The 26,568-nt window shown below is 62.5% G+C and carries 16 protein-coding genes; 11 read left to right on the top strand and 5 right to left on the bottom strand.

The annotated features are described in order from the left end of the window. Positions 1–87 precede the first annotated feature (87 nt). Positions 88–1,428 carry an ATP-binding protein gene (locus tag A7A08_RS15085; protein WP_083226846.1) on the bottom strand — a complete coding sequence of 447 codons (1,341 nt, stop codon included), beginning with the start codon at positions 1,426–1,428 and terminating at the stop codon, positions 88–90. Then, positions 1,428–2,090, bottom strand: a complete 663-nt coding sequence (locus A7A08_RS15080; protein ID WP_069096291.1) for a winged helix-turn-helix domain-containing protein — start codon at positions 2,088–2,090, stop codon at positions 1,428–1,430. The genes A7A08_RS15085 and A7A08_RS15080 overlap by 1 nt, the downstream gene beginning before the upstream one ends. A 143-nt stretch (positions 2,091–2,233) precedes the next feature. Between A7A08_RS15080 and dsbD the strand changes: the two genes are divergently transcribed. The 4 genes from dsbD (at position 2,234) to A7A08_RS15060 (ending at position 6,425) form a co-directional block, all read left to right on the top strand. Then, on the top strand, positions 2,234–4,111 hold the full coding sequence (gene dsbD, locus A7A08_RS15075; protein ID WP_169823033.1) for a protein-disulfide reductase DsbD: 1,878 nt from the start codon (positions 2,234–2,236) through the stop codon (positions 4,109–4,111). A gap of 11 nt (positions 4,112–4,122) precedes the next feature. Then, positions 4,123–4,743: a DsbA family protein gene (locus tag A7A08_RS15070; RefSeq protein ID WP_069096289.1), complete on the top strand. Its 621-nt coding sequence runs from the start codon at positions 4,123–4,125 to the stop codon at positions 4,741–4,743. A 99-nt stretch (positions 4,744–4,842) separates the two neighbouring features. Further along, complete coding sequence (locus A7A08_RS15065) at positions 4,843–5,400, top strand: DsrE family protein (RefSeq protein ID WP_208430655.1); 558 nt, start codon at positions 4,843–4,845, stop codon at positions 5,398–5,400. A gap of 119 nt (positions 5,401–5,519) precedes the next feature. Beyond that, the gene (locus A7A08_RS15060; protein WP_169823032.1) at positions 5,520–6,425 is read left to right on the top strand and encodes a TQO small subunit DoxD; all 906 of its coding nucleotides are present in this window, start codon (positions 5,520–5,522) and stop codon (positions 6,423–6,425) included. A gap of 103 nt (positions 6,426–6,528) precedes the next feature. Here A7A08_RS15060 and A7A08_RS15055 read toward each other — a convergent pair whose 3' ends face one another. Beyond that, complete coding sequence (locus A7A08_RS15055; protein ID WP_069096287.1) at positions 6,529–7,695, bottom strand: helix-turn-helix transcriptional regulator; 1,167 nt, start codon at positions 7,693–7,695, stop codon at positions 6,529–6,531. A gap of 617 nt (positions 7,696–8,312) precedes the next feature. Between A7A08_RS15055 and A7A08_RS15050 the strand changes: the two genes are divergently transcribed. Beyond that, a complete protein-coding gene (locus tag A7A08_RS15050; RefSeq protein WP_069096286.1) occupies positions 8,313–8,996 on the top strand; it encodes a response regulator in 684 nt (227 codons plus the stop codon). 24 nt (positions 8,997–9,020) lie between these two features. Here A7A08_RS15050 and A7A08_RS15045 read toward each other — a convergent pair whose 3' ends face one another. Further along, positions 9,021–10,358: a sensor histidine kinase gene (locus tag A7A08_RS15045; RefSeq protein WP_069096285.1), complete on the bottom strand. Its 1,338-nt coding sequence runs from the start codon at positions 10,356–10,358 to the stop codon at positions 9,021–9,023. 340 nt (positions 10,359–10,698) lie between these two features. Between A7A08_RS15045 and A7A08_RS15040 the strand changes: the two genes are divergently transcribed. From A7A08_RS15040 to A7A08_RS15015, 6 genes are all read left to right on the top strand, one after another. Next, positions 10,699–18,579 (top strand): peroxidase family protein, encoded by a 7,881-nt coding sequence (locus A7A08_RS15040; RefSeq protein WP_069096284.1) that lies wholly within the window; start codon positions 10,699–10,701, stop codon positions 18,577–18,579. Then, positions 18,579–19,439, top strand: coding sequence for a calcium-binding protein (locus A7A08_RS17505; protein WP_069096283.1), 861 nt, complete (start codon positions 18,579–18,581; stop codon positions 19,437–19,439). Before A7A08_RS15040 ends, A7A08_RS17505 begins: the two co-directional genes overlap by 1 nt. A 95-nt stretch (positions 19,440–19,534) precedes the next feature. Next, a complete protein-coding gene (locus tag A7A08_RS15030; protein ID WP_083226844.1) occupies positions 19,535–21,421 on the top strand; it encodes a type I secretion system permease/ATPase in 1,887 nt (628 codons plus the stop codon). Then, positions 21,418–23,517, top strand: coding sequence for a calcium-binding protein (locus A7A08_RS15025; protein ID WP_069096282.1), 2,100 nt, complete (start codon positions 21,418–21,420; stop codon positions 23,515–23,517). Before A7A08_RS15030 ends, A7A08_RS15025 begins: the two co-directional genes overlap by 4 nt. Before the next feature lie 35 nt (positions 23,518–23,552). After that, positions 23,553–24,866 (top strand): HlyD family type I secretion periplasmic adaptor subunit, encoded by a 1,314-nt coding sequence (locus A7A08_RS15020; protein WP_069096281.1) that lies wholly within the window; start codon positions 23,553–23,555, stop codon positions 24,864–24,866. 68 nt (positions 24,867–24,934) lie between these two features. After that, positions 24,935–25,267, top strand: coding sequence for a hypothetical protein (locus A7A08_RS15015; RefSeq protein WP_069096280.1), 333 nt, complete (start codon positions 24,935–24,937; stop codon positions 25,265–25,267). 121 nt (positions 25,268–25,388) lie between these two features. On the opposite strand, the gene A7A08_RS15010 is transcribed toward A7A08_RS15015, so the two are convergent. After that, positions 25,389–26,321 (bottom strand): LysR family transcriptional regulator, encoded by a 933-nt coding sequence (locus tag A7A08_RS15010; protein WP_069096279.1) that lies wholly within the window; start codon positions 26,319–26,321, stop codon positions 25,389–25,391. Positions 26,322–26,568: the final 247 nt, after the last annotated feature.

The raw sequence follows: 26,568 nt of genomic DNA, 5'->3' as shown, positions 1-26,568 counted from the left end.
GATCCCGACCCGCTGCTGTTCTGCGCGATTGCAGAGGGGAGAGTGATGCGGCTCTCCTCTCTGTGACCCAAGTTGTCGGATCAGTAGCTACTGCGTCTCAGACAAAAAACGAATCTCTGCGCAAAGGCCGGCTGGCGCGCGCCGAGATAAGACAAGGCGGCCGCCGAGTTTTCGCGCGCAGACATCGACAATCGCAAGGCCAAGACCGCTTCCGATCGGTGTCCGGTTACTCCCCCGGAAAAACGGATCGGTCGCGCGATCGATCTCCTCGTCTGACATGCCGGGACCTTCGTCTTCCACCGCGATTCCGGCGCCGGTCCAACGGATCTCCACCGAACCGCCGGGTGGGGAGTGGTTCTGCGCATTCTCGATCAGATTGCGCAAGGCGAGGACGAGCAGCGTCTCGTTCGTGGCGATGTCGATATCGTCCAAGTCAGGATCGATGTGAAGCCGAATCTCCGGGTCATCGGCGCCTGTCGTATGGCCCGCGACCGCTTCCTGCACCACTTGGGAAAGACGAACCTGATGTGTATCGGCTGTGGCGGCTTCCGCCTCGGCCATGGCGAGTAGTTGGCGCACCAGCCGCGTCGTGCGCGTTACCCCTGTCAGGATATTGCTCAGGGCCGTGCTTCGTACCGACTGCTTGTCCGACTTCAAGGCAATTTCGGCCTGAGTCTTCAGACCGCTCAGCGGCGTCTTGAGCTCATGAGCGGCATAGGCGAGGAACTGGCGCTCATGCCCGCGCATATCCTCAAGGCGGTTGAACAGCTCGTTGAGGCTTTCGATCAGCGGACGGATCTCGGCGGCGGTCTTGGGGCCGGAGTCGGGGAAGGGACGAAGGTCATCGGCATCGCGCCGGCGAAGAGTTGACGCAAGCGACGAAAGAGGCTGAAGACCGCGGCCCACGCCGATCCAAAGGATCACGGCGAGCGCTGGGAGGATAAGAGCCATGGGAATGGCCAATCCCTTGACCACGTCGTTCACGAGGCGCGATCGGATATCGAGATTGTCACCGACGAGAACCTGCACCCCGCGCTCTTCGTTCTGGACGGCGTAGACCCGCCATGTCTCGCCGTCGATGGTTCTCTCGGCGAAGCCCTCTGTGTGGTCCGACAGCCGCTCCGTCGGGGCGCTCGCCGATTTTCCGACGAGATCTCCGCTCAGCGACCAGATCTGGCAGGAGAGCTGGCGTTCGTAAGTCGCATCCTGGGGATCGGGCAGGGGGGCAGCATCCAGAGATGCGACAGCCGTACCGATCTCCTGGCTGTCGATGAGGGATGACACCATGCGCGCGGCCTCCCTCAGCCTGGCGTCTAGCACGCGCTCGACCTGGGCCTCGGTGCTGAAATAAACCCAAGCCGTGGCCGAGAGCCACAGAAGGCCCGTGGCCGCGATCAGGATTCCGAAAAGGCGGGCACGCATCGACATCACGAAGACTCCCGCAACCTGTAGCCAACGCCGCGCACCGTCTCGATGAAGCGATTGCCGAACTTGGCGCGCAGATGATGGATATGGACTTCGACGGCGTTGCTCTCCACGCCTTCCTGGAATCCGTAGAGCTGGTCTTCCAGCTGGCCGCGCGAGAGGATGGCGCCAGGGTGCTCCATCAACGCGTTGAGGATAGTGAATTCCCTGCGCGAGAGCCGGAGCATCTCGCCATCTCTGCCGGCTTCCATCCTGGACGGGTCCAGCGTCACGCCGCCGAATTCGAGCAGCATCTTCTGTCGCCCGTTGGCGCGCCGGATCAGCGCTCGCAGGCGGGCACCCAATTCCTCGAGATCGAAGGGCTTGCCGAGATAATCGTCGGCTCCGCCATCGAGGCCTTCGATCCGGTCGCGGACGCTGTCCAGCGCCGTCAGCATCAGCACCGGGGTCGCATCGCCGCGGCGGCGCATGTCCCGCAACAGCTCCTGGCCGCTTCCGTCCGGCAGCATGATGTCGAGGGCGATCGCAGCGAAGCCGCCGGCGCGCAGCGCTGCATCGCCCTCAGCGACAGAAGTGGCGAGATCGGCCGTGAAGCCGTTCATCTCCAAACCGACCTTCAGGCCGTCTCCAAGTAGCTCGTCGTCTTCGACGATGAGGATGCGCAAGGTCGCTCTCCAGGTTTCAACGTTGTTGCCTCAGATCGTCCGGCGAGCTTAAGGCTGCCTTAAGCTGAGCTCCCCACCTCCCCATCCGACAACGATGAAGGGGTGGTACGATGATCTTTAGAGGCTTGCTCGTCGCATTATGCTTGCTGACTTTGCCCGAGCCGGGGCAGGCGCAAGTCGGGCCGCCGCTCGATGCGGACGAGGCCTTTGCGCTCTCCGTCGACCGGACGTCGTCCGCGGCGCTCCGGCTGAATTGGCAGATCGCCGATGGATATTATCTCTATCGCGACCGTATCGAACTGACGTCCGAAAACGGAGAGCAGGTGGTCATCGACGCGCCGCCGGGAAAGCCGAAGGACGACCCCTATTTCGGCCGGCTCGAAATCTATCATGGTTCGGTAACGGCGACCGTATCCGAAGAGACGTTGAAAGCAGCGAGCGGGTCGCTGACTCTCACCTATCAAGGATGCCAGGAAGACGGCATCTGCTATCGGCCCCAATCCAAGCGTCTCGATCTCGACAATCTTGATTCCCCGTCCTCCGATGGGGTCGGCTTGGCGGCAGCGCCGAGGTCCGGTGAGGGCAGAGGCGTTCCGGATATCTGGCAGCGTCCCGATGCCAAAGAGAGCGCGGCAACGATGCCGGGTTCCGCGGTGGCTAGTTCGAGCGCGAAGTCCGCGCAATCCGCATCTCCTTCTTCAGACGTGGACCTGGACGAATCTGCCGGATTGATCGACGGGCTTTTGAGGGATGGCGGCAGTTTGTGGGTGATTGCGGCTTTCTTCGCACTCGGCCTCGGCCTCGCCTTCACCCCCTGCGTGCTTCCCATGTATCCGATCCTTGCAGGCCAGCTTGCAAGGAATGGAGAGGAGCTCTCCGCCTCCAGGGGCTTCGTCCTTTCGGCAAGCTACGTGTTTGCGATGGCGCTGGCTTTTGGGCTGCTTGGCGTGGCCGCGGCCTGGTCAGGGCAAAACCTTCAAATGGTGCTTCAGTCGAATGTCGCGATTATTGCTGTCGCCGCCATGTTCTTTGCGCTGGCGATGTCGATGTTCGGTCTGTTCGAACTCAGACTGCCCGCAACCTGGTCGAACCGCGTTGCTGCCTTGCCGGTTGGGCGAGGTAGCGGCGTGGTCTCAAGCGCCGGACTGGGTTTCACCTCCGCATTGATCGTGGGGCCGTGCGTGACCGCACCTTTGGCGGGCGGGCTGCTCTATATCGCCAAGACGGGTGACCTGGGGCTAGGGGGCGCCTCGCTGTTTGCGCTGGGGTTCGGCCAGGGAGTTCCCCTGATCGGTCTCGGGACCCTTGGGGCGGGTGCTCTGCCCAAGCCCGGTCCTTGGATGGCGTACGTCACGCGCGGCTTCGGCTTCGTCTTCCTTGCGCTTGCCGTTTGGATGCTCTCGCGCATCCTGCCGGCTGCCGCGTCGCTGTTCCTCTGGTCCGTCCTGCTGATTGGGACCGGCGTCTTCGTCGGAGCATTCGATCAGCTCGCGCATCAAATGACGCCCCTTCGCAGGCTCGCGCAATCAGCCGGCATCATCGCTGTGCTGTACGGCGCGATTCTCGGGATCGGCGCCGGAGCTGGCGGGACAGATCCGCTCCACCCGCTTGGCCATCTGGCAGCGGCCCAGCATGGTCCCGGCAAGACACCCGATTTCCGGGCACTGGAGAACGCGTCTGACTTGGCCGGCCATCTCGGCGAGTCGGAGGAGCCAACCCTCATCTACGTCACTGCCGACTGGTGCGCAGCCTGCCAGACCATCAAACGTCACGTCTTCGCCGATGCCGAGGTGAATGAGCGGATGGCCGGTCTTCAGCTACTCAAGATCGACGTGACGGACATGGATTCGGAGCGGGCCGCTCTGATCCGCGAACTCGGCGTGGCTGGGCCGCCCACCATGCTCTTCCTGAACCGGGAAGGCCAGGAGCCCTTCGGCACGCGACTGATCGGCGAAGTGTCGCCCCGGCAATTCGTCGAAGCCGCCCTTCGTGTGGCCCCTCCCAAACGCACCCCCCACTAAGGAGATGAGACATGAGCTTCGCTCTCGACCGACGAACTTTTCTTGCCGCAACGCTTGTTGGCGCCGCTTCCCAAATCGCCAGCCGCAGCTTCGCCGCATCGGACCCGCTCTCCGAGAAGGCCGTGTTCTACGACCCGGAGGTGCCGGTGTCGGGCAATCCGAAAGGCGACGTAACCATCGTCGAATATTTCGACTACCAGTGCCGCTACTGCAAAGAGGGCTTTCCGGCCGTGGCGAGGTTTGTGGCGGAAGACGGGAATATCCGGCACGTCCTGAAAGACTGGCCGATCTTAGGAACGCCCTCCCTCTATGCATCCCGCCTGACCCTGGCGGCCGGCAAGGCTCATGGAAAAGCCTTCGAGGCTTTGATGCAGACGAAGGCCCGGCTTTCGGAAGAGGCGATCGACGCAAAGCTAGCTGAGGCGGGGTTCGAGGTAGCGAGGCTGCAGCGCGCCTACGAGCAGGATAAAGCCAGGGTCGACCAAATCATCAGCCGCAACAACACCCAGGCCGAGGCCTTCGGGTTCTTCGGAACGCCGGCATATGTCGTCGGAAATGTCGTGCTGCCTGGCGTCGCGCAGCTCGATGAGTTCAAGCGCGCCGTCGACAAAGCCCGCAGTGAAGAAGGCTAACGGACGAACCGGCGGACTGAGGTTTCAGATCGCCGTCTCACCACAGACCCTCAATGGCCGGAACACCGAAAGCCGGTCCAGCAACCACGGAGACCCTCAATGTTTCAGCGGATGAATGCCTGTCTGATCGCCGCCGCCATGCTCGTTTGCCTGGCCTCAGGAGTTGCAGCGCAAGGGGCCGAAACCGGCGACGACGCGTTGATGCCGGCGGTGCCGTTCGGCAAATTTACCCCCGTGCCGAATGGCCATTACCGCCCCGATCCGTCTGAAGTCTACAAGGCGGTGATCCGACTGACGACGAAAAGCGAAGCGGACGATAAGCCGAACCAGAGCCTTGCGAAGGTGGGGAGACTGGTCAATCTGTTCGTTTCCGAGGGCGTACCGCTGGACCACCTCAAATTCGTCGTCGACGTGCACGGACCGGCAACGCCGATCGTCCTGAACGACGAGCAATACGCCAAGCGCTTCGGCACAAAAAATCCCAATCTCCCCCTAATTAAGGCTTTGGGAGAGGCAGGCGTTCCCGTCCATGTCTGCGGACAGGCGCTCGCCGGTCATGAGTTCGAGCAGGACTGGGTCGATCCCAATGTCAGTGTCGATCTCAGTGCGTACATGACGGTCATCCTCAGCCAGGGATACGCGCACCTATCGCTTTAGGTCGTGCAGGACGAGGCTATTGAGACCCGCTCGATCGCCTCGTCGCAAAACTCTTCAAGCCGCAAATCACATCGATTTCTGGGAGTATCGCGATGATCGCGTCGAGCACACGAGACGAAATGAATGATTGGGGGAAAGCACTCGCCTTGCGGGCTTCGTCTTTCTCCATGGGTTTCGTCTTCTTCGCGGGCGCTTGGCGGCGCTTCTACAATGCGCCCGCCAAGCTCGATGTGAACAGCGTCCATTTCCTTGGCAACAAATTGGTGGGGGCGGCGCCGGGCTCTCCCATCGAAAGCGTGGTCCACTGGGTGCTGGCGCGACCGGCGATCGCGGATTTTGCGACCCACGCCCTGACCCTCGGCGAAGGGCTGGCGGGGCTCGGACTGATGCTGGGGGCGCTGACGCGAATCTCGGCGCTGGGAGCGGCGCTCCTGAATATCGCGCTGATGCTGATCTTCGGCTGGCAGGGCTATGAGTGCCTAGACGAGTGGACCATGGCGGCTTTGGGCTTCGCTATCTCGGTCAGCGTGATGGTTTACGGGCCGAGCATTTATTCATTGGATAATATCGTGGGTCTCGACGTGCTACGCAGCCTGTTCACTAGACCTGTGGCGATCGGGCTGACGGTCTTTTCCATCCTCTTCACGGTCAGCTTCTACGCATATTATTTCGGTTTCTGGAATCTGGAGCGGCGCACCGGTGTGTCCGCATATCGCATCGTTGCCGAAGCGGGTCCGTCAGCCGATATAGCCACGCTCTATGTGAATGCAGGAGCCTCGCCAAATGCGGCGTATGTCCGGTCGATCGCCTATCACCTGAAGGATGGACGCGAAGTCGTCCAGCAGGCCGACGAGATCGAGGTCGTCAGAAGCCATTTCGAACCCTGGTCTCAATCCGGCTCGGTCGCCGATGAGGTTCTGCTGCTCCGGCTGGGCTCGAAAACGGATATCCGCATTCCCGCAGGGACGGCATCTGCGACCATCGATCTTATCGGCAATGAGGATCAAACCGTGACGTTCGAGTAGGTGGGGTCGACTCATTTCGAGGCGTTCGCCCCCACTCCCTGAGAGTACCTAGGCCACCTCAAGGACTCGCGGCTTGGCCTGAGATGAATCGATAGCGCTCGATCTATCGTGGCTCCTGCTGCTTGTCGGGCCGTTCGATCGGCGGCGTGATGCTCAAGGTGAGACGGATCAGCTCAGCGCGGCTCCGCGCCCCGGTCTTGCGAAACACGGATCCGATCTGAGACTTCACCGTCTCGTTCGAAACCGACCTCTGTGCCGCGATGTTCTGGGTGGTCATCCCGATCACCAGGAGGCGGCAGACATCCGCCTCAGCCTCTGTGAGCTTGTAGCATCTTGCGACAGCGGGGACTGAAAACGGCCGCGGATTATCCGGGTCGATGATGAAGAGCAGAGCGCCCTTGAGATGGCGGTCGACCTCTCCCGCGGCATCTCGAACGGGAGTGATCTCCAGAAGGAAGGGATAGGCTCGGCTTCGACGCTCCACAGTCAGCAGCTTCTCCGCAATATTGCTCTCCCCCTGCGCGGTCGAGACGGCCTCAACGATGCTGACCTTGAGGGCAGCCGCGGTCTCCGGGTTCGAGCAGACGATATGTTTGTTTCTGCCCAAGCCGATCCCGTCGCCCAGCGAGAAGATGCGGCCGGCTTCCTTGTTGGCGATCACGACTTCGCCCCGGTCAGAGACGACGCACACCCCCACCTTGACGTGATCGAGTGCCGTCAGCACCGCGTGATAGTGAGCGCGCAGGATTGCGAAGGAGCGGTGCAGCTCCACCACCTTTGCCAGATGTGGGAAAACCGCCTGAGCACGGTGCCTTTGCTCTTCGGAAATTCGATCCAACTGGTCGGGAAATTGAAGCGTCACCGTATCGCTCCAACCGGGCGAGCTGTTGAGACGCGCCCCGCCGCGCCGCAGGACGCCGACCCTCTCCTTGAGCCAAGCGTAATCGGGGCGTTCCGCGATCCTGTCGAGATCCGGCACCAGATCCTGATCGATAATGAGGGTGCAGGCGGGTTCGCTCTGTAGCGGCTGCCACCCGTCCTGATCGTATTGCAGCAGGTTCTCGAAATAATATTCGATGTCGCCAGAGGTATAGAGGCCGTTGTGGTTCTGGATCGAAAAGGGTTGCCCCGTTTGGTCCACGGCGAAGAGCACGACGCCCTTCGCGCCCGCGATCTCGGCAACCGCTGCGAGCGCTTGCTCCCAGAATTCGTCTGACGTCACGGCGTCATAGATCCTCGGTAGTAACGAGAGATCCTTGGCGCCGGTCATCGTCTAGTCTCCGAGAGTTTTATCGGGTGGCCGGTGGGCGGTGCAGCTGCGGGGGCGATTTTCAGGCAAAGGTTGCAATTCCGTGGATAAAACTACCGGACCGGAGGCGCCTGCCTTCCGCAGGAAAAATCCTGAAACCCACTGTTATAATTATGCTTTTTCCGGTATCGCGAGCCCCTCTTGCGGCCGGTCGGAAAGTCTAGATTGTGCAGGTTCCGCAGGGGCATACAACCCCAAGTTAAAAATTTATGAAAACTATAACCTCTCCCCCTTTTGGGGGATGCGTAGGTTGTAGAGAGCGGGACAACATCCCTGTCCGCATATGAGGAGCGGCGACGGACGTTCAAGTTTGGAGGTGAGCGGAACCGATCGGGTGGACGCAAATGCAACCAGATTTTCGTGCCCGGCCCGGGCCTGCGGCGTCGCCCGCGCCGGCTGCTTCTTAAGTGGCTCCGGTCGAACACCTTCGGCAAAAGCGGTGTTGCGACCGAATACTTTGAAAGGCGAAGCAGGTTTTTCGTCAGATTGAGTTTAACTAAACATTAACGTTTCGCTTCACTCGGGAGCCAGACGTGTTTTATCGTTTAGGTTGAAGATCGACAGCCAGGAGTAGTGCTGTGTCTCGGAGTACAATCGCAGTTGTCGACGATCATCCGGTCTTTTTGGAGGGCCTCGCAGCCCTCCTGTCATCCCGGAGGGATCTGGAGCTTTTGGCCCGCGGCGCGTGCGCCAACGACGCGGTCTCGCTCGCCGAGCAATATCAGCCCGACGTTCTCGTGATGGACTTGAATCTTCCAGGGAATGCCCTGGAGGCGATCCACCAGGTTCGCAGTTCCGGGTCTTCGACCAGGGTGCTCGTCTTCACGGCCTCCACAAACGTGAACCATGCCGTCAGCGCTCTGGAATCGGGCGCGTGGGGATATGTCGTGAAGGGCAGCACCGCGGCGGAATTTTTCGAAGCGGTCAACTGCGTCCTTCAGAACCAGACCTACATCACCCCGAGTTTCGCCGCCCAGGTCATCAGCGCCCTGCGCGCAGCCTCTGCGCCGGACAATGTGAAGAGCGTCAAGTTCAGCGTCCGCGAAGAGCAGATCATCCAGCTCCTCTATCTCGGCAGGACGAACAAGGAGATCGCGAACAAGCTCGATCTCAGCGAGAAGACGGTGAAGCACTACATGACCCTGCTCATGCAGAAGCTTCATGCCCGCAACCGCGTTGAAGTGGTTCTCGCCGTTCAGAAGCTCGGCGCCGTGCCGCCCTCGGCCCAGCCCCACGCATCGGATATGGCTCTGATCAACTAACGCTCGGCCTCGGCCAGCCTTCGCCTAGTCGTGCGGAAGCCTCACGGTCAGCTCCGCTCCGCCATCGTCGCGGGAGAGGATTTGCAGCGTGCCGCCGCATGCATGCACGCGGTTTCGCAAGCCGAGCAAGCCGAGCCGGGGACGATCCGAATCCCCCGACCGGTCATCCGACAGTCCCGGCCCCCGATCTCTGATCGTCAAAACGATTTCCTGATCGAGGCTTGCGAGTATCACCTCTTGTCCCTTGCCCTCGGCGTGATGGATGGCGTTCATGAGCCCCTCCTGCACGATGCGGTAGAGGCACGTCTTCAGCTCTTCTGGCAGCGCGTGCTCGCAGAGGATTTCCGTATAGACCTGGGTGTCTGTCAGCTGTTCGTGGCGCGAGACGGCAAGACGCACGCACTCTTCCGGGGAAAGCTCCGATAGCTCGGGAAGCACCAGGCCCCTGGACAGAAGCCGCAGCTGTGCAATCGCTTCGCTCAGAAGAGGCCGGGGGCAACCGGCTTGCGCAGGGTTCGCGGTGGAACGCTCGCCGACCGACCCATCGGCTTCCTTGTCGGCCGTCTGCTCCAGCATCGCCAAGCTTAACAGCTGCATGGGGCCGTCATGAATATCGGCACCGACACGGCTGAGAAGATGCTCGTTGATCTGGACCGCGTTGCGACGCGATTCCTCTGCGTCTTGTCGGAGAATGTTGTTCCGGGCGGCAAGCTGGCGCGCGAACCGGTACTGGCGAAAGCGCTTCCTCTGCTGATGGCGAAGCAGAACCGAGGAGCTGCGGAGAAGCGAGAAGAGAAGGATCACGGCCAGCAACGTTATCGCGAGCCGGATGGCCCAGCTGCCGGAGATGATGGCTATCGTCCGCCGATGCAGCTGGTCGAACTCGCCGATAAAGGCGCCGACCGCGATCACCCGATCGGACTTGTCGAAGATGGGGAAGTAGATAGTGCCGAATGTCGGTTCGTTGGTGACTTCGCGGCGGCGTGACAGATGGCTGTCGGTATTCTCGTAGGTCGCGACGACCTTCCCTTCGGCGGCTCGCTTTATGTCTTGAGGATGCAACGCCTCGGAGAGGGGCGTATTCGAAGTGTTGTAGAGGACGGTGCCGCCGGCGGTCAGGATTTGGACCGCCTCGAACTCGGGTGAGCGCCGCCACTCGCCGAACGCCTCGTCGAGTGCCTTGCGGCTCTCGGTGGACAAGCGTCCGGTGGAGACCAGCTCCTCCCGGTAGGGGGCCATGCGCATCTGCACCAGGCTGGAGACGACATCACCGCTATCCCGCCGGAGATTGCTGATGGTCCATTGGGTCTGAAGAATCCCCGAGACGAGCGTCAGGAACAGGTAGATCGCGACCACCGACATAAGGAGGCGGCCGCTGAGCCCGACAGTGCTCCACCGCCGCCCGAGCCTCGATAGCCATCGGCTGATGGGAGAGTCGGACCAAAGTCGGGTCAGACTCCAGACGGAAGGTCCAGTTCGGACCACGTCCGAAGTCCGTACGGATCGTCCGACCTTCCGATCTACCGCCATCTCACGACTTTCACCGAAGATGCCTCAACCATCCTCGTCTGCAGGTTGCAGCCGAGGGCAATCATTTTAGGGACGTGGCGCGTGGGAACAACCCACGATTGTGCAGTGATCGCCAGCCCTGAGGATCAGGCCGCGGAGCGTATTGGCCGCGGAGCCAGAGGAGAGCGGAGACATGGGCGTTAAACTCAACCAAGCCGATCTTGAGTTCATACTGCGTCAGATCAAGATCTCGGAGGCCCATGCGGCCGGCACGCCTCTGACGGAAATCTACGTCGATCCCGAAGGCAATGTCGTCGCGCCCGGTACGCCCGGAGCAGCGCTCGCCATCCCCGATCCTCATGTGCCCTATGGGCTGCGAACCGTCGATGGCACCTACAACCATCTCGAACCCGGTCGCGAAACTTGGGGCGCCGCGGACCAGCCCATGCCGCGGCTTTTCGATCCGAGTTATATCAACGACACCGATGGCGACTCCATCGATTTCGACGGTCCCGGGCCAGCGCCCGCCCTGGTGAATGGGAACTATGGCGCTCCCGGTGACCTAGTGGACGCCGATCCGCGCGAGATCTCCAATCTCATCGTCGACATGAGCTTCAACAACCCGGCCGCCATTGTGGCCGCGCTGACCCACGCGGGGTCGGAGACCATCTACGGCCCGGGCGGCACTCTGGAGGGCGGCGACCTCGACACGGTTCAGACCGCCTATGCGACGCTCATCTCCGTGCTTGGCGATGCCGGCGCGACGGATCTCGACAAGGAAGCGGCCCAAACGGTCTTCGACGATCTGATCGCGTCCCTGGGGATCGAAGCGGCCAACGGTTCGATCATCCTTCCGAACGTCGCCCCGGACGAGGGATTGTCCGCGCCGTTCAACGCATGGATGACGTTCTTTGGCCAGTTCTTCGATCACGGCCTCGATCTCATCACCAAGGGCGGCAACGGCACCATCTATGTGCCGCTCGCCCCCGACGACCCGCTCGTCACTCACGGCCCTGACGGAATCCCCAACAGCGGCGACGAGGTGCCGCCGCAGATGGCCTTCATGGTCCTGACCCGTGCGACGCCGGACGGGGAGTCTCATACCAACACCACGACTCCGTTCGTCGACCAGAACCAGACCTACACGTCCCATCCTTCGCACCAGGTCTTCCTGCGCGAGTATGAGCTCGACGAGAACGGTCATCCCATCGCGACCGGGCGCCTGCTGGATGGCGAGGCCGGAGGCCTTCCCACATGGGCGGACATCAAGGCTCAGGCCCGGGACATGCTCGGTATCGAGCTGACCGACAACGACATTCTCAACCTGCCGCTACTCCGCACGGACCAGTACGGCAATTTCATCCCTGATCCGGTCACCGGCAATCCGCAGCTCGTCATCGGGCTCGGCCCGGACGGCATCCCGAACACGGCCGACGACCTGACGGTGTCGGGCACGTCCACGGATCCAGTGAACACCTTCGCCGCCAACGCCATTCGGACCGCACACGCCTTCCTCGACGACATCGCCCACAACGCGGTTCCGGGGATGTACGACAGCGACGGCGATCACATTCCCGACACGTTCAAGACGGCGGATTCCGATCCCGACATCAGCGGTCCGGGGGATCAGCAGCCGGTCGGAACCTACGACGACGAGCTGCTCGACCGTCACTTCATCACCGGCGATGGCCGCGGCAACGAGAATATCGGCCTGACCGCCGTCCATCACATCTTCCACTCCGAGCACAACCGGCAGGTGGAGGCCCAGAAGGCCACCATTCTCGCCAGCGGCGATCTCGACTTCATCAACGAGTGGCTGCTTGAGGATGTGACGACGGTCCCGACCAGCAGCGCCGGCCTCCACTGGGACGGCGAGCGTCTCTTCCAGGCCGGCAAGTTCGCCACCGAGATGCAGTATCAGCACCTTGTGTTCGAAGAGTTCGCGCGCAAGATCCAGCCCAACATCGACCCATTCGTCTTCAACAACGTCACCGATGTGGATCCCTCGATCTTCGCGGAATTCGCCAACACGGTTTACCGGTTCGGCCACTCCATGCTGACCGATGATCTGCCGCGCCTGTTTGCTGACGGCACCGAAGACGACGTCGGTCTGATCACGGCATTCCTCAACCCCGTTCTGTTCACCCAGAACACCGCCAATGGGTTCGCCATCTCAGCCGACGAGGCGTCTGCTGCGGTCATCCGCGGCCTGACCGGCGTGCAAGGCAACGAGATCGACGAGTTCGTGGTCAACGCCCTGCGCAACAATCTGCTCGGCCTGCCCCTCGACCTTCCGGCGATCAATATCGCCCGTGGGCGCGACACCGGCGTGCCGACCCTCAACGAGGCCCGCGAGCAGCTTTATGCAGCTTCGAGCTCGACCTTCCTCAAGCCCTACGACAACTGGGTGGACCTTGCGGCCAACCTGAAGAATCCGATCTCGGTCGTGAACTTCATCGCCGCCTACGGCACCCACGAGTCCATCACGGGCACCCTCCAGCAAAAGCGCGATGCCGCCATCCTGCTGGTGATGGGCGGCGCGGGACAGCCCGCCGATCGCATGGAGTTTCTGACCTCCACCGGCGCATGGGCCGGCGTCGAGACCGGCCTCAACACCATCGATCTTTGGATCGGCGGTCTCGCCGAGGCCATCATGCCTTTCGGCGGCATGCTGGGCTCCACCTTCAACGCCATCTTCGAAATGCAGATGGAAAGCCTGCAGGACGGCGACCGCTTCTATTACCTGTCGCGGACCCAGGGCCAGAATTTCCTCAACGAGCTCGAGAACAACTCCTTCGCCAAGCTGATCCTGGCGAATACGAGCCTGGCGCAGCCGGGTGCCGACGGCATTCGCGGCACCGACGACGATGTCGTGACCCATCACATCGGTGCGGATGCGTTCGCGAACTATGACCACGTGTTGGAGGTCAATCAGGCGAACCAGCTCGAGCCCGATCCGGTCGGCAACGATCCGATCCTGGAGGCTCTCGGGCTTGGAAAGGTCCAGCGGGACGATCTGTCGACCCCGGGGCCGGATGCCAATTACATCCGCTACACCGGCGGCGAGCACATCGTCATCGGCGGCACCGAAGGCAACGATACCATCATCTCCGGCTTCGGCGACGACAGCATCTGGGGTGACGCGGGCGACGACCGCATCGAGGCGGGCGCCGGCGTGGACCTCGTCAATGGCGGCGCGGGCGACGACATCATCACCGACAGCGGCGATTCCGGCGACTTCCTGAAGGGCGAAGACGGCAACGACGTCATCGCCAACTCCAACGGCCTCGACATCATCATGGGCGGCAGGGGCAAGGATGCCATCTTCGTCGGCGTCGACGACACTGAGGTGTTCGGCGGCGAGGGTGACGACTTCATCCTCGGCGGCGACGGCGTCGACTTCCTGCTCGGCAACGAAGGCGACGACTGGATCGAGGCAGGCGGCGGCTTCGACACCACGGCCGGCGACAACTCGGAGCTGTTCTTCAACTCCGCGATCGTCGGCCATGACGTGATGTTCGCCGGAAACGACGAGCACGATTTCGACGCCGAGTCCGGCGACGACATCATGGTCCAGGGCGAAAGCGTCATGCGAAACGAGGGCATGTTCGGCTTCGACTGGTCGATTTTCAAAGGCGTGAGTTTCGACGCCAGGGCCGATCTGCGTGTCCCGATCTTCACTACCGAGCAGGCCGACATCCTCCGGAACCGCTTCGACAAGGTCGAGGCGCTCTCGGGCTGGGTGCACGACGATATCCTGACCGGTGACGACCGCGTTGCGGGGGTTCCTGCGCCGGGCGCCACCGTGGCGACGACCGAAGGCATCTTCTTCAACGACGGTCTGAACCAGGAGGGCATTGATCGTATCGCCGGCCTGTCGGAGATCGTCTCCCTAGAGCCGGGTCAGGAGTTCTTCGAAGGCAACATCCTGATCGGCGGTGCCGGCAGCGACATCCTTCAGGGCAACGGCGGCAACGACATCATCGACGGCGATCGTTGGCTCAACGTCCGGATCAGCATCCGCGACAATGCCGGCAACGAGATCGGCACCGTGGACAGCATGAAGCACGTCTTCGACAGCAGTGCGCCCAACGTGGCGCTCGGCTGGGCCGGAAAATCGCTCTTTGAGCTGATGGTCAACCGCGTCATCAGCCCGACGCAACTCCATATCGTCCGCGAGATCCTCACCGACAGCAATCCGGACGATATCGACGTCGCCGTCTTCAACGACGTCTTCGAGAACTACACGATCATCGCCGACGACGCGACGCGCACCCTGACCGTGCGCCAGGACACGGTGTCCAATGTGGTCGATCCCGCGACCGGCCGGGCGCTGCTCTCCGACGACACGGACATCGTGCGCAATGTCGAGCAGCTCCGCTTCTCCGACGGCAATGGCGGCTTCGTCTTCATCAACACCTCGCAGTTCTTCAACGAGCCGGCGACGGGTGCACCCGTCATCGACGACCTGACCCCGACCGAGGGCCAGGTCCTGACCGCCGACGTGTCGAGCATCCAGGACGCCAACGGCGTGGGACCGCTGCAATTCCAGTGGCAGATGTCCACGGATGGCGGCGCCACGTGGACGAACACCTGGGACAATCTCCAGTTTACCTCCGATGCCACCTTCGTTCCGAATGAAGGCATCTTCGGCTTCGCCTCCCAGGTGGGAAGCCTCCTGCGGGTGCGCGTCTCCTTCACGGACGGCACCGGCTTCGACGAGACGCTGTTCTCCGCTCCGACCGGGGTCGTGGGCGACAACTGGACCCGCGGTCTCTTCACCGGCAGCACCTTCAACGGCACCGAAGGCGACGATATCGCTCTCGGTGGCGATACCTTCTTCGGGGCCGGCGTCGCCGATACCTTGAACGGCAACGGCGGCGACGACTTCCTGAGCGGGCGTGGCGGTAACGACTCCATCAACGGTGGCGCCGGCAACGACACCATCGACGGTGGATCGGGCAACGACTCCATCAATGGCGGTGCCGGAGACGACAGCATCAACGCCGGAAGCGGCAACGACACCATTGCCCAGCTCAGCACCGACGGCCGGGATATCATCGATGGCGGCACCGGCGTCGATACGTATCAGCTCAACGGTGTGGCGGGCAGCGAGACCTTCACGGTCTACTCTCGTGCGGCTGCGCTGGCCAATATCTCGGGCCTCACCCTGGCCGCGTCCACAGAGATCGTCATCGCCCGCAATGGCGTGGCGATCGCCGAGCTCGACAATATCGAGGAGATCCGCGTCAACACCCTGCAGGTCACCTCTCCGGGCGGTGCAGGGGGCGGCGCCAATGGCGGCGACACCATCCAGGTGATCGGCGACTTCACCGGCACGAGCCTCAACTTCAACACCATCACCATCGACGGCACGCCCGGCGACGACACGATCGACATCACGTCGCTGCAGTCGGCCCATCGCATCGTGTTCAAGTCGAATGGCGGCAACGACACGATCATCGGCGACCTCCGTCCGCAAGACGTGATCGAGCTCCCGAATGGCAGCTCTGTGTCCGACTACGTCGAGACCACCGAGAACGGGATGACCACCCTCTCGAACGGGACCCATTCGATCACCTTCCCGAGCTCCGGCTCGCCGACCGTGGCGGAAGGTCCGCCCGAGCAGGGGGCCTTCGCCCTCACGGCGCGCGACATGGAAGGCCTGAAGAACCTGGTCAACGGCAACCAGCCCTTCGGCGACGAAGACGATGTGGGTGCCGCCGTCGGCGTGCGCGAGCTCCTCGGCAGCAACAACAATCTGGACAACCCGGAATACGGTGCGGCCGATGAAGTTTTCATCCGGCTGACGAACGCCCACTACGGCAATTTCAATCCGGAGACCAACAACCGCGACATCAACCCCATCTTCCGTGGCCTCGATGCGCGTAACATCTCCAACATCCTCGGCACCCAGGAAGCCAACCTGCCGAAGCAGGCCAATAACGCGAATATCTTCTTCATGTCGTTCGGCCAGTATTTCGATCACGGCCTGGACTTCATCCTGAAGGACTCTGCGTTCGGCACCCTGCCGATCGGCGGGGTCGACGGCGGCGGCTTCGACCCGAACAACCCTGCGGACCTGACCCGCGGCGCGGTGGAATTCATCGACGAATTCGGGGTGCCGCAACACCTGAACAAGACCTCGCCCTTCGCCGATCAGAATCAGGCCTACGGCTCACACGAGCTCGTCGGCCAGTTCCTCCGCGAGAGCGATGGGAACCAGGGCTTCGGGATGCACCTTCTCGCCGGCGAGCCCGACCCGTCGGCGCCGGAATATAATCTGCTGCCGACCCTGCGCGAGCTCATCCAGCACCACTGGCAGGCCAACACGATCTTCGTGGACGACTCGCTTCCCGGCGGCGCCATCAGTTTCCGCGACTACTACAGCGACTATCCGATCGATGAGAACGCCACCGGCAGCCTGTTCGACGAGGCCACCGGCGCATACGATCCCGACGTCCTGGAGGCGGTGGTCTCCAACTTTATGGGCAGCGGCCACGCCTTGCTGCTGGACACCAACCCGTACGTGAACCTTCTCGATCACTACGTGGCCGGCGATGGCCGGGCGAACGAGAACTTCGCCCTCACCTCGATGCACACCATCTGGGCGCGTAACCACAACTGGCACGTGGAGAACCTGCTCGAATCCGGCTTCGTCGGAACGCCGGAGGAGGTGTTCCAGGCCGCCAAGATGATCAACGAGGCCGAGTATCAGCGGGTTGTCTTCGATGAGTTCGCCGACATGCTGCTGGGCGGCATGCGCGGTGACGGCACCCACGGCCATCTCGAATACAATCCCGATGCCGACGCCCGCATCTCTCACGAGTTCGCTGCGGCGGTCTACCGGGTGGGCCACTCCCTGATCGGTCAGACCCTCACTGTGCTCGACGAGAACGGCACCACCCAGCAGGTGGCTCTGTTCGACGCCTTCCTCAATCCGTCCAACGACGGTGACGTCTTCAGCGTGCCGCTCCCCGCAGGATACACGCCTCAGCCCGGCTACGAGCAGCTCGGCGTCAGCGCGATCCTTGGCGGCATCGCGGGTCAGCCTGCGGAAGAGGTGGACTTCAACCTCGTCGATGCCGTCCGCAATGACCTAGTCCGCATCCGAGCCGATCTCTTCTCCTTCAACGTGACCCGTGCCTGGGATGTTGGCCTCGGCACCCTCAATCAGGTCCGCATCGACCTGATGGCGTCGGATAGCCCGTATATCCAGGAGGCGATCGGCTTTGCGGGGGATCTCTCGCCCTACGAGTCCTGGGATGACTTCCAGGACCGCAACGGCCTGAGCGATACGGTTATCCAGCAGTTCATGCAGGCGTATCCGGATCTCGTCCTGCAGGCGGATGAGATCGAGGCGTTCGGCGCCATCAATCCCAATATCGCGCTGATCGACAACGGCGACACCACCTTCACCGTGAAGGGTATCGACCGCGTGGATCTCTGGGTCGGCGGTTTGGCCGAGGCGCACATCAATGGCGGCGTGGTCGGCCAGACCTTCTGGGTTGTCTTGCACGAGCAGTTCGACCGGCTGCAGGAAGGCGACCGCCTCTACTATGCGGACCGCTTCGACAATTTCGATTTCTACGAGGAATTTGTCGATAACCAGCAGTTCTCCGACATCATCGCCCGCAACTCGAACCTGGAGAACCTGCCTGAGAAGATCTTCGAAGTCTCCGACACGGAGATCACCTACGACCCGGGCGAGAGCACGGGCGAAGGAACAGGTGAGGGGACGGGCACCGGAAACCCGCCTGACGAGACCCCGCGCACACCCGACGAGGAAATCGGCGCGCCAGAATCTGTCATGGCAGCCGCTGGTGCGGCCAACCTGCCGGCCGGCGCGCCGAGCGCTGGCGCCCCATCCGGGGCCACGAAGATCGTGGGGACGCCGGGACGCGACTACCTAGGTGGGTCTAGCGGATCGCAGATCATTCTGGGCCTTGCTCACTCTGACGTGCTGAGGGGCAAAAGCGGTCACGACACGCTGATGGGCTATTCCGGAAATGACACCCTCTACGGCAGCTCCGGTAACGACAAGATCATTGGCGGCACCGGCAACGACGCCTGATGGGGAATAGCGGCAACGACAAGATCTACGGCCAGTCGGGCGCGGATCGGCTGTCTGGTCACTCGGGCCGTGACACTCTCTTGGGTGGTTCCGGCAACGATAAGCTGTATGGCGGCGACTCTAACGACAAGCTCCTGGGCGGGAACGGCAAGGACTACCTGAACGGTAACCAGGGCCACGACGAGCTATTTGGCCAGAACGGCGCAGATCGACTCCACGGTGGAGGCGGCAACGACCGGCTCTATGGCGGAGACGGTGACGACCAGCTCTACGGTGGAGATGGTGACGACACCCTCGCCGGTCAGGCCGGGAACGACACCCTTTATGGTCATGCCGGAAACGATCTGCTCGAGGGTGGCTCGGGAGCAGACATGCTGAGCGGCGGCATCGGCGACGATGTCCTCAAGGGTGAAGCCGGAAACGACGAGATGTACGGCGATGAAGGCATGGACATCCTCGAGGGCGGCGACGGCGACGACGAGCTGCACGGCGGTGCTGACAACGACACGCTCGAAGGCGGTGCCGGTGTCGACACGCTCTACGGTGAGGAAGGCGCCGACCGGTTCGTGTTCCGCAGTGCCTCGGATGCCGATGGCGATGTCATCGAGGATTTCGAGACAGGCGACCGCATCGATCTCTCCTTCATCGATGCCGATGCCGGGACGGGTGGCGATCAGGCCTTCACCCTCGTAACCGGCTCCGGCTTCAACGCCGCAGGCGCTCTGCGGGTCACTCAGGAGACGCGTGACGGCGTCGATTACACGGTCGTCGAAGGCAACATCGATGGCGGGACCGATGCCGAGTTCAAGATCGACATCAAGGGCCATCACGACCTGAACTCCAATGATTTCAACCTCTAAACCGAAGACCGGCGGAGAGCGGATGATGCCGTCCTCTCCGCCGGATCGAAACCCTAGGTCGGCAATGGACAGAAAGTCAGGGGCGGATTGAGATCATGAGTGCGGACGTCAAGGCACCTTCCGCTTCCCGGCGCGGACACCTCGATCAATTGACCAGAGGCATGCGGAACGTCGCGATCTTCCTCTTCGGGATCTCGGGCCTAATCAACGTCTTGGCGCTCACCGGCGCCTTCTACATGCTCCAGGTCTATGACCGGGCCCTCACGAGCGGCAGCGTCCCGACACTCGCCGCTCTCTCGGTTCTCGCCATCGGGCTTTATCTATTTCAGGGCGGCTTCGACACCATCCGCAGTCAGGTGCTGGTCCGCGTCGGCGCTCGGCTGGACCGGAAGATTGGGCCGATCGCTCATCAGGTCGCCGTTGACATGCCGCGCTTCGGCTTTTCGACCGCGGAGGCGCTGGAGCGCGGACGCGATGTGGACACGGTCCGAGGGTTTCTCGGCAGCCAGGGACCGAATGCCATCTTCGACCTTCCCTGGATGCCGCTCTTCGTCGTCTTCGTCTACCTGCTGCACCCGCTTCTCGGAGCGCTGACCCTCGGCGGAGCTGTCGTCCTTGCTCTCCTGACTGTGGTCACGGAGCTCCTGACGCGCCGCACGGCGTCAAAGACCCAGCAGGCGATCATTGCGCGCAATGCAATCGCCGACTCGAACGCAAGGAATGCGGATGTCTTGAAGGCTATGGGCTTCACCCAGCGCGCCGTGAGCCGCTTCGCCCGCGCCAACGAAGACCATCTCACCCTGCAGACGCGAAACAGCGACATTAGCGGAACCCTGGGCTCGCTCGCCCGGGTGCTGCGCATGGTCCTGCAATCGGCGATCCTTGGCCTCGGCGCCTTTTTGACCATTGGCGGCGAACTGACCGCCGGTGCGATCATCGCTGCCTCGGTCGCCGGCGGCCGCGCTTTGGCGCCGGTCGATCTGGCCATCGCGAACTGGAAGCACGTGGTTGCCGCGCGGAACGCATGGTCCCGGCTCAAGGATACCGTGGTCGCGTTGGAGAGCGCGCGTGAGCAAATCCCGCTGCCGCCTCCGGCGGGCTCGCTGAAAGTTGAGAAAGTCACCGTGGCCGCGCCCGGCTCGGGCAGGGTGCTTCTGAGCGACGTCTCCTTCCAGCTGACCGCGGGCGAGGCCTTGGGGGTGATCGGTCCCAGCGGCGGCGGCAAGACAACCCTCGTCCGAGCGGTAACCGGCGTGTGGCCGGTGCTGCGCGGCAGCGTCCGTCTCGATGACGCCGAGCTCGCCCAATGGCCTGAGGAAGCCCTCGGCCGATATGTCGGTTACCTGCCTCAGGAAGTCTCTCTCATGGACGGGACGATCGAGGAGAATATCTCGCGCTTCGAAGAAGAGCCCAACCCCGAAGACGTCATCGCCGCGGCCAAGGCCGCTGGTGTGTATGAGCTCATCGTGCGGCTTCCGGAGGGATTTAAGACCGCGATCGGCCCCCAAGGAACCTCGCTATCGGCCGGGCAACGTCAGCGGATCGGTCTTGCCCGCGCGCTCTACGGGAATCCCTTCCTGGTCGTGATGGACGAGCCGAACTCCAATCTCGACAGCGAAGGCGAGGACGCCCTGTCGAAGGCGATCAAGGGCATCTCGGCGCGCGGCGGCATCGCTATCGTCGTGGCGCACCGGCCGAGCGCACTGGCGGCCGTCGGGACCGTCGCCATCATCCAGAACGGCAAGATCACCAGTTTCGGTCCGAAATCCGAGGTGCTGCGGATGGCGACCGTAAGCTCGAACGCCTCGAAGGTCGCCGCCGTAAGCGGTTCGGCGCCGGCGGCGGAAGAAGAGAGCGAAGATGTAAGCGAGTCGGAAGGGGGCAACGCCTCAGGCGAGGCCGAGGCGCACTGGCCGCCAGACGGCAACGGCGAATCCCAGCCGGTGCCGTTGACGGCGGCGAAGCGGAGGACAACCGCATGATCATCCAGGTGAAGGCTACGAAACCCGAGTCCGATGGCACGACAGCCGGCGGTAAGAAGTACAAGTTCGTCGATCCCGACGAAGCCTCTTCGCGCCCTTATGCCGTGGGCGCCGTGCTGGCGGTCGTCGTTCTCTACATCCGATCGCTTTTCGGCAATGAAGCCCACGCCCAGGAGTTCGAGCCCCAAACCGAGACCACCTATCTTCATACAGGTAGCCTTGCGCCCGTCCATGAAGAGGAGGAGGGCGAAGGGCTGGGGCTGCAGATCGCGTTGCGTCTGGCAAATCAGAATGGCGATGCGAAACCCGCCTCGGACAATGAGGGCGATGACAACACGGTCGTTCTCAGCGCGAGCAAGGCCGGATTGAATTTCCCGCAGATCAAGTCCAGCGCAGCTCCCACCGGTCAGGGGAATGTGCAGGCGGCCCAACCTTCTCAAGTCGCGAAGGGTCAACCGCCGGCAAACGATAATCTGCCTTCACCTGGCGTCATGATGTCTGCTGCGGCGGGACAAGCCGCTGCCGGCGGTGGTGGGGGAGGTGCCGGCGGAGGCGGGGGCGGCGGCTCGCCGGATGGCCGCGGCGGCGTTCCGGCAAACGAGGATGAAGAAGCGGTCGCCCAATCGAGGCCCTACGCAAATCGCGCCCCGCGCTACGCGGGCTCCGTGCATCTCCATGAGGCCGGGGCAGGCGTTCTGACCCTCATCGCTCTTACGGATCTGCTTCGCCACACATCGGACCCCGACGGCGACCCGCTCACCGTCCTCGGCTTGTCCGCTTCCTCCGGCACGCTGACCGCATGGGGCGGGGGCTGGATCTTCCAGCCGGAAGTGCTAGGACCGGTAAAACTGACCTATACCGTCACCGATGGCTCCCATGTCGTTAAGCAGGTAGCCTTGTTCGACGTGGTTCCGCCCGCGCCCCAGATCGGAACCGCGGAGGAAGACACCATCTCCGGTACCGAGTTCGGGGACATCATCGCCAGCCTCGAAGGCGACGACGTCATCGATTCCGGCGGCGGCAGCGATAAGATTTCTTCCGGCGATGGCGACGATATGGTTTTCGCGGGCCTCGGGGACGACGAGGTCTATAGCGGAGCGGACGATGACGTCGTAAGCGGCGGCGGCGGAAACGACGTCATCCACGGCGGTGATGGCGACGACCGGCTGTTCGGCGAAGACGGCGACGACATCATCTACGGCGAGCTCGGCGCCGATCGTATCGAGGGCGGTGCCGGCAACGACAAGCTCCACGGCGGCGGCGGAAACGACGATATTCGCGGCGGTGCCGGCAATGACGCTCTCTATGGCGGCGATGGCGACGACCTCATGGATGGCGGTGACGGTGACGATCTCGTCTTCGGCAACAACGGCACCGACGTGATGCTCGGAGGACGCGGCAACGACATCATGGACGGTGGCGCCGGAGACGACCTCGTGGTGGGCGAAGAAGGCGACGATGTCATCGAAGGCGGTGAGGGTAATGACACCATCAGCGATGGTTCTGGCGCCGACCTGGTCTACGGCGGCAAGGGCGACGACACCGTCATCGCGGCCGTCGATATGGAGGACGATTGCTACGACGGCGGCGAGGGTCATGACTGCATCGACTACAGCGCCGCGGAAGCCAGCCTGACCGTCGATCTGGTTGCCGGCAAGGTCTCGGGCGAAGAGGTCGGCGAAGACAAGATCTCGAATTTCGAGTCATTGAAGTCCGGCAAGGGCAACGACGATATCCGCGTCGACGACAAGAGCTATTCCCTCTGGGGCGGCGAGGGCGAGGATACCTTCGAGTTCGCCAACCCACAGGCCGGCCAATCCCTCGTTCAGGACATCTTCGATTTCGAGGTCGGCGACCGGATCCGGGTCTCGCGCTACGACATCTTCAAGCACGTGGTGGAGACCCTCGAGGACCGGTTCGAAGACATCTACGGCGACTCCATCGACGAAGACGAGCTGCCCATCCGGATCCAGCACCAGCAGACCGACAATCTCTGGACGACCGTCATCGAGGCCGACTTCGACGGCGACGACAACTACGAGCTGACCATCAACATTCACGGCGACCATCACCTCACGGTCGTGGAGAACGCCTGAGCGGCGCGCGTCGTTGAGGGCTTCGGAAAGTAACCATGAGTAAGCACGACCAGTTCGATTTCGGCGATGGAAGCTTCCGGCTGCGGGGGCGGATCATCGCCGGTGCAGGCTTCGCCGCCTTGCTCCTTGTCGGCGCCGGAGGATGGGCGGCGACCGCGCCCCTGACGGGTGCCGTCGTCGCGACGGGTACCGTGAAGGTCGATCGCGATCTGAAGAAGGTGCAGCACCGTGATGGCGGAATCATCGGCGAGATCAGTGTCAGAGAGGGCGATACGGTCCAGAAAGGACAGATTCTCGTCCGTCTCAACGATGTCCAGACGCGGGCTGAGCTCGCCATCATCAAAGGTCAGCTCGCCGAGCTGAGCATCAAGAGAGCAAGGCTTGTGGCCGAGCGCGAGGGGCAGGACAGCTTCGAGCTGCCGGACCGTGTGACCCGCCTGACCCCGCATCTCAATGGTTTTCTCGACGGCGAGCGGAAGCTGCTGTCGGGAAACGTCAAGAACCGGGTGACCCAGAAGGAGCAGCTCGAACTGACGATCGAGCAGCTTGGCGAGGAGATCAACGGTCTGCTTTCCCAGCAGGAAGCGAAGGTGAAAGAGATCCGGCTTGCAGAGAAGGAGCATGAGAAGGTCATGCACCTTGCAGCCAAAGGGCTCATCGAAGGGCCGCGCGTCTATACGGCGGAGCGGGAACTGGCCCGGCTGCTCGGAGAGCAGGGGTCTTTGGTTGCAGGCATCGCCCGCGCAAAGGCTCGCATCAGTGAGATCAAGCTTCGCATCTTTGCCATCGACGACGAGGCCCGCACCCAGGCGCAGAACGAGCTGAGCCAGCTCGAACCGAAGCTCTCGGAGTTGAACGAACGCCAGATCGCCATTGAGGACAGGCTATCGCGGACAGATCTTCGCGCCCCCATCTCAGGCACAGTCAACGAGGTCAGCGTGCAGACCATCGGCGGTGTCATCACCCCCGCCGAGACTCTCGTCACCATTGTCCCGCGCGATGCGCCCCTGAAGATCGAAGCGCAGATCCCGCCCGCGAGCATCGACCAGATCCGCCTCGGCCAGAGGACCAAGCTTCGCTTCTCCGCCTTCAATCAGCGGACGACCCCGGAGATCTACGGCACGGTGAAATATGTGTCCCCCTCGACGACCTTCGACGAGGCGACGAAGCAGCCCTTCTACGTCACCAATATCGAAGTCTCCGAGGCGGAGCATAAGCGCCTTGGGGATATCACCCTGAAGCCCGGCATGCCGGTGGACGTGTTCATCGCAACAAGCGAGCGCACGGCCTTCTCCTATTTCATGAAGCCCCTGACCGACCAGTTCTCGAAGGCATTCACCGAGCGCTAGAGGAGACCGAATGACCCGGGCCTCAGCGAGGCCGGGATCTGAAGCTTGCGAGCGTGGGAAAGGACCAAATGGCGAAAGAGAAAAAAAAGCTTCCGGTGGTCGATAGCGAGAGCGTGCGCGATGTCTACGCCGATACCGTCGTATCGACGGGCTTCTTCAATGGCACGTGTGTCGTGACGTTGGGAGCCACCCGTTACGTCCCCGAGCGGACGAACGAAGCACCGCAAGAGGGCGCCGTGCCTTCCGTCTACGTGACGGCCAAGCTTGCAATCACCCCCAGCGCCGCCGTCGAGCTGGTCAGCATCTTGGGCAATATGTTCAAGACGCTTTCCCACGCTGAGAAGGCGACCCAGAAGACAGCGGGCGAGATGAAGCCGTCCGAGACGGGTTCGAAGCATTAGAGGCATGAGCTTCGCTGCCGTTCGCGTTGCCAAATGCCGATATCGGAGCGGATGATAACCGGGGCAGGGCGTACCATGGCACGACCGGCGCCGAGCCTAGGCTAACGCTCCCCGGATGGGATCACGCGGGCTCTGGGCTCCGGGGCCTTGAGGGCTCCAGGCTCTGGCAGTTCTCCTCGATCAGCCTCTGGAAGGCTTGCTCCGCCTTGGTGAGCCCGCGCTCCTTGTGACGGAGCGCGAAGAATTGGCGCTTCGGCAATGGGAAATCGAGAGCGATAAGGCGTCCGGACGTAAGCTGGGATTCGACCACGAGTTTCGAGAGCACGGTGATGCCCGCGCCGGCCTCGACCGCGGCACGCACAGCCTCGTTGGAAGGAAATGTCAGCGCAATCTCCAGTCCGGGGGCGGCGATGCCGGCGCACGCAAGCCCTTCTTCCATCAGAGCGCGGGTACCGGAGCCGGGCTCCCGAAAGATCCAGGGGTGACCGCGGAGCGATTGCGCGGAGGCCTTTGCTGTGCCCCAGCGTTCAGGCGATACGACGAGCAGAAGCTCATCCTCGGCGATCGGGATCGACTCCAACTGAGGATGCTCGACCTCCCCTTCGACGAAACCGATCTCGGCGCTCCCCTCGACGACCTTTGCGGCGACGCCCTCTGTATTTCCGATGGCGAGGGATAGAGCGATGCCGGGATAGACATCGTGATATTGCTGCATGAAGGGGGGTAGCCAATAGCTCCCCACTGTCTGGCTTGCCGCCAGCCGCAACCTGCCGCGTTTGAGACCCGAGAGTTCGGTCAGCGCCACACCGGTATGTTCGGCGCGGGCGAGCAGGGCTTTCGCCTCGGGCAGAAACTCCAGCCCCGCCTGGGTGAGCTGAATCCGGCGCCCGACTCTGTCGAACAGCCGGATGCCGTAACGCCTTTCAAGGCCGGAGATGGCGGCGCTGACGGCGGACTGGGTGAGATGGAGATCCTGCGCAGCTCGGGTCACATGCTGCCGGTCGGCGACGGCACTGAAAATGCGGATTTGCTCGAGGGTGAGCGCTAATCTCATGACCGAGGCTCCTTGGATCCAAGTCGCAGGAGTCAATGATCGCGAGGCGCGATCAATCAATCCATATCATAATTTCTTATGAACCGTTCAGTACAATAGATTTATCGCGCAAAAAGGCGCAAGCACCCCTAGCGCGGGTCGGATGCCGCCCGCCGAGGATCGATGACTTGCTATTTCTGGGTGTTCGAACCGCGATCAGCCGCCGGTCGTTGACATAAATCTGGGTACGGACGGTTTCTTGTCCCGT

It is taken from the genome of Methyloligella halotolerans (assembly GCF_001708935.1).
Classification (GTDB): Bacteria; Pseudomonadota; Alphaproteobacteria; order Rhizobiales; family Methyloligellaceae; genus Methyloligella; species Methyloligella halotolerans.
This window is presented reverse-complemented; position numbering and strand designations above follow the sequence as displayed.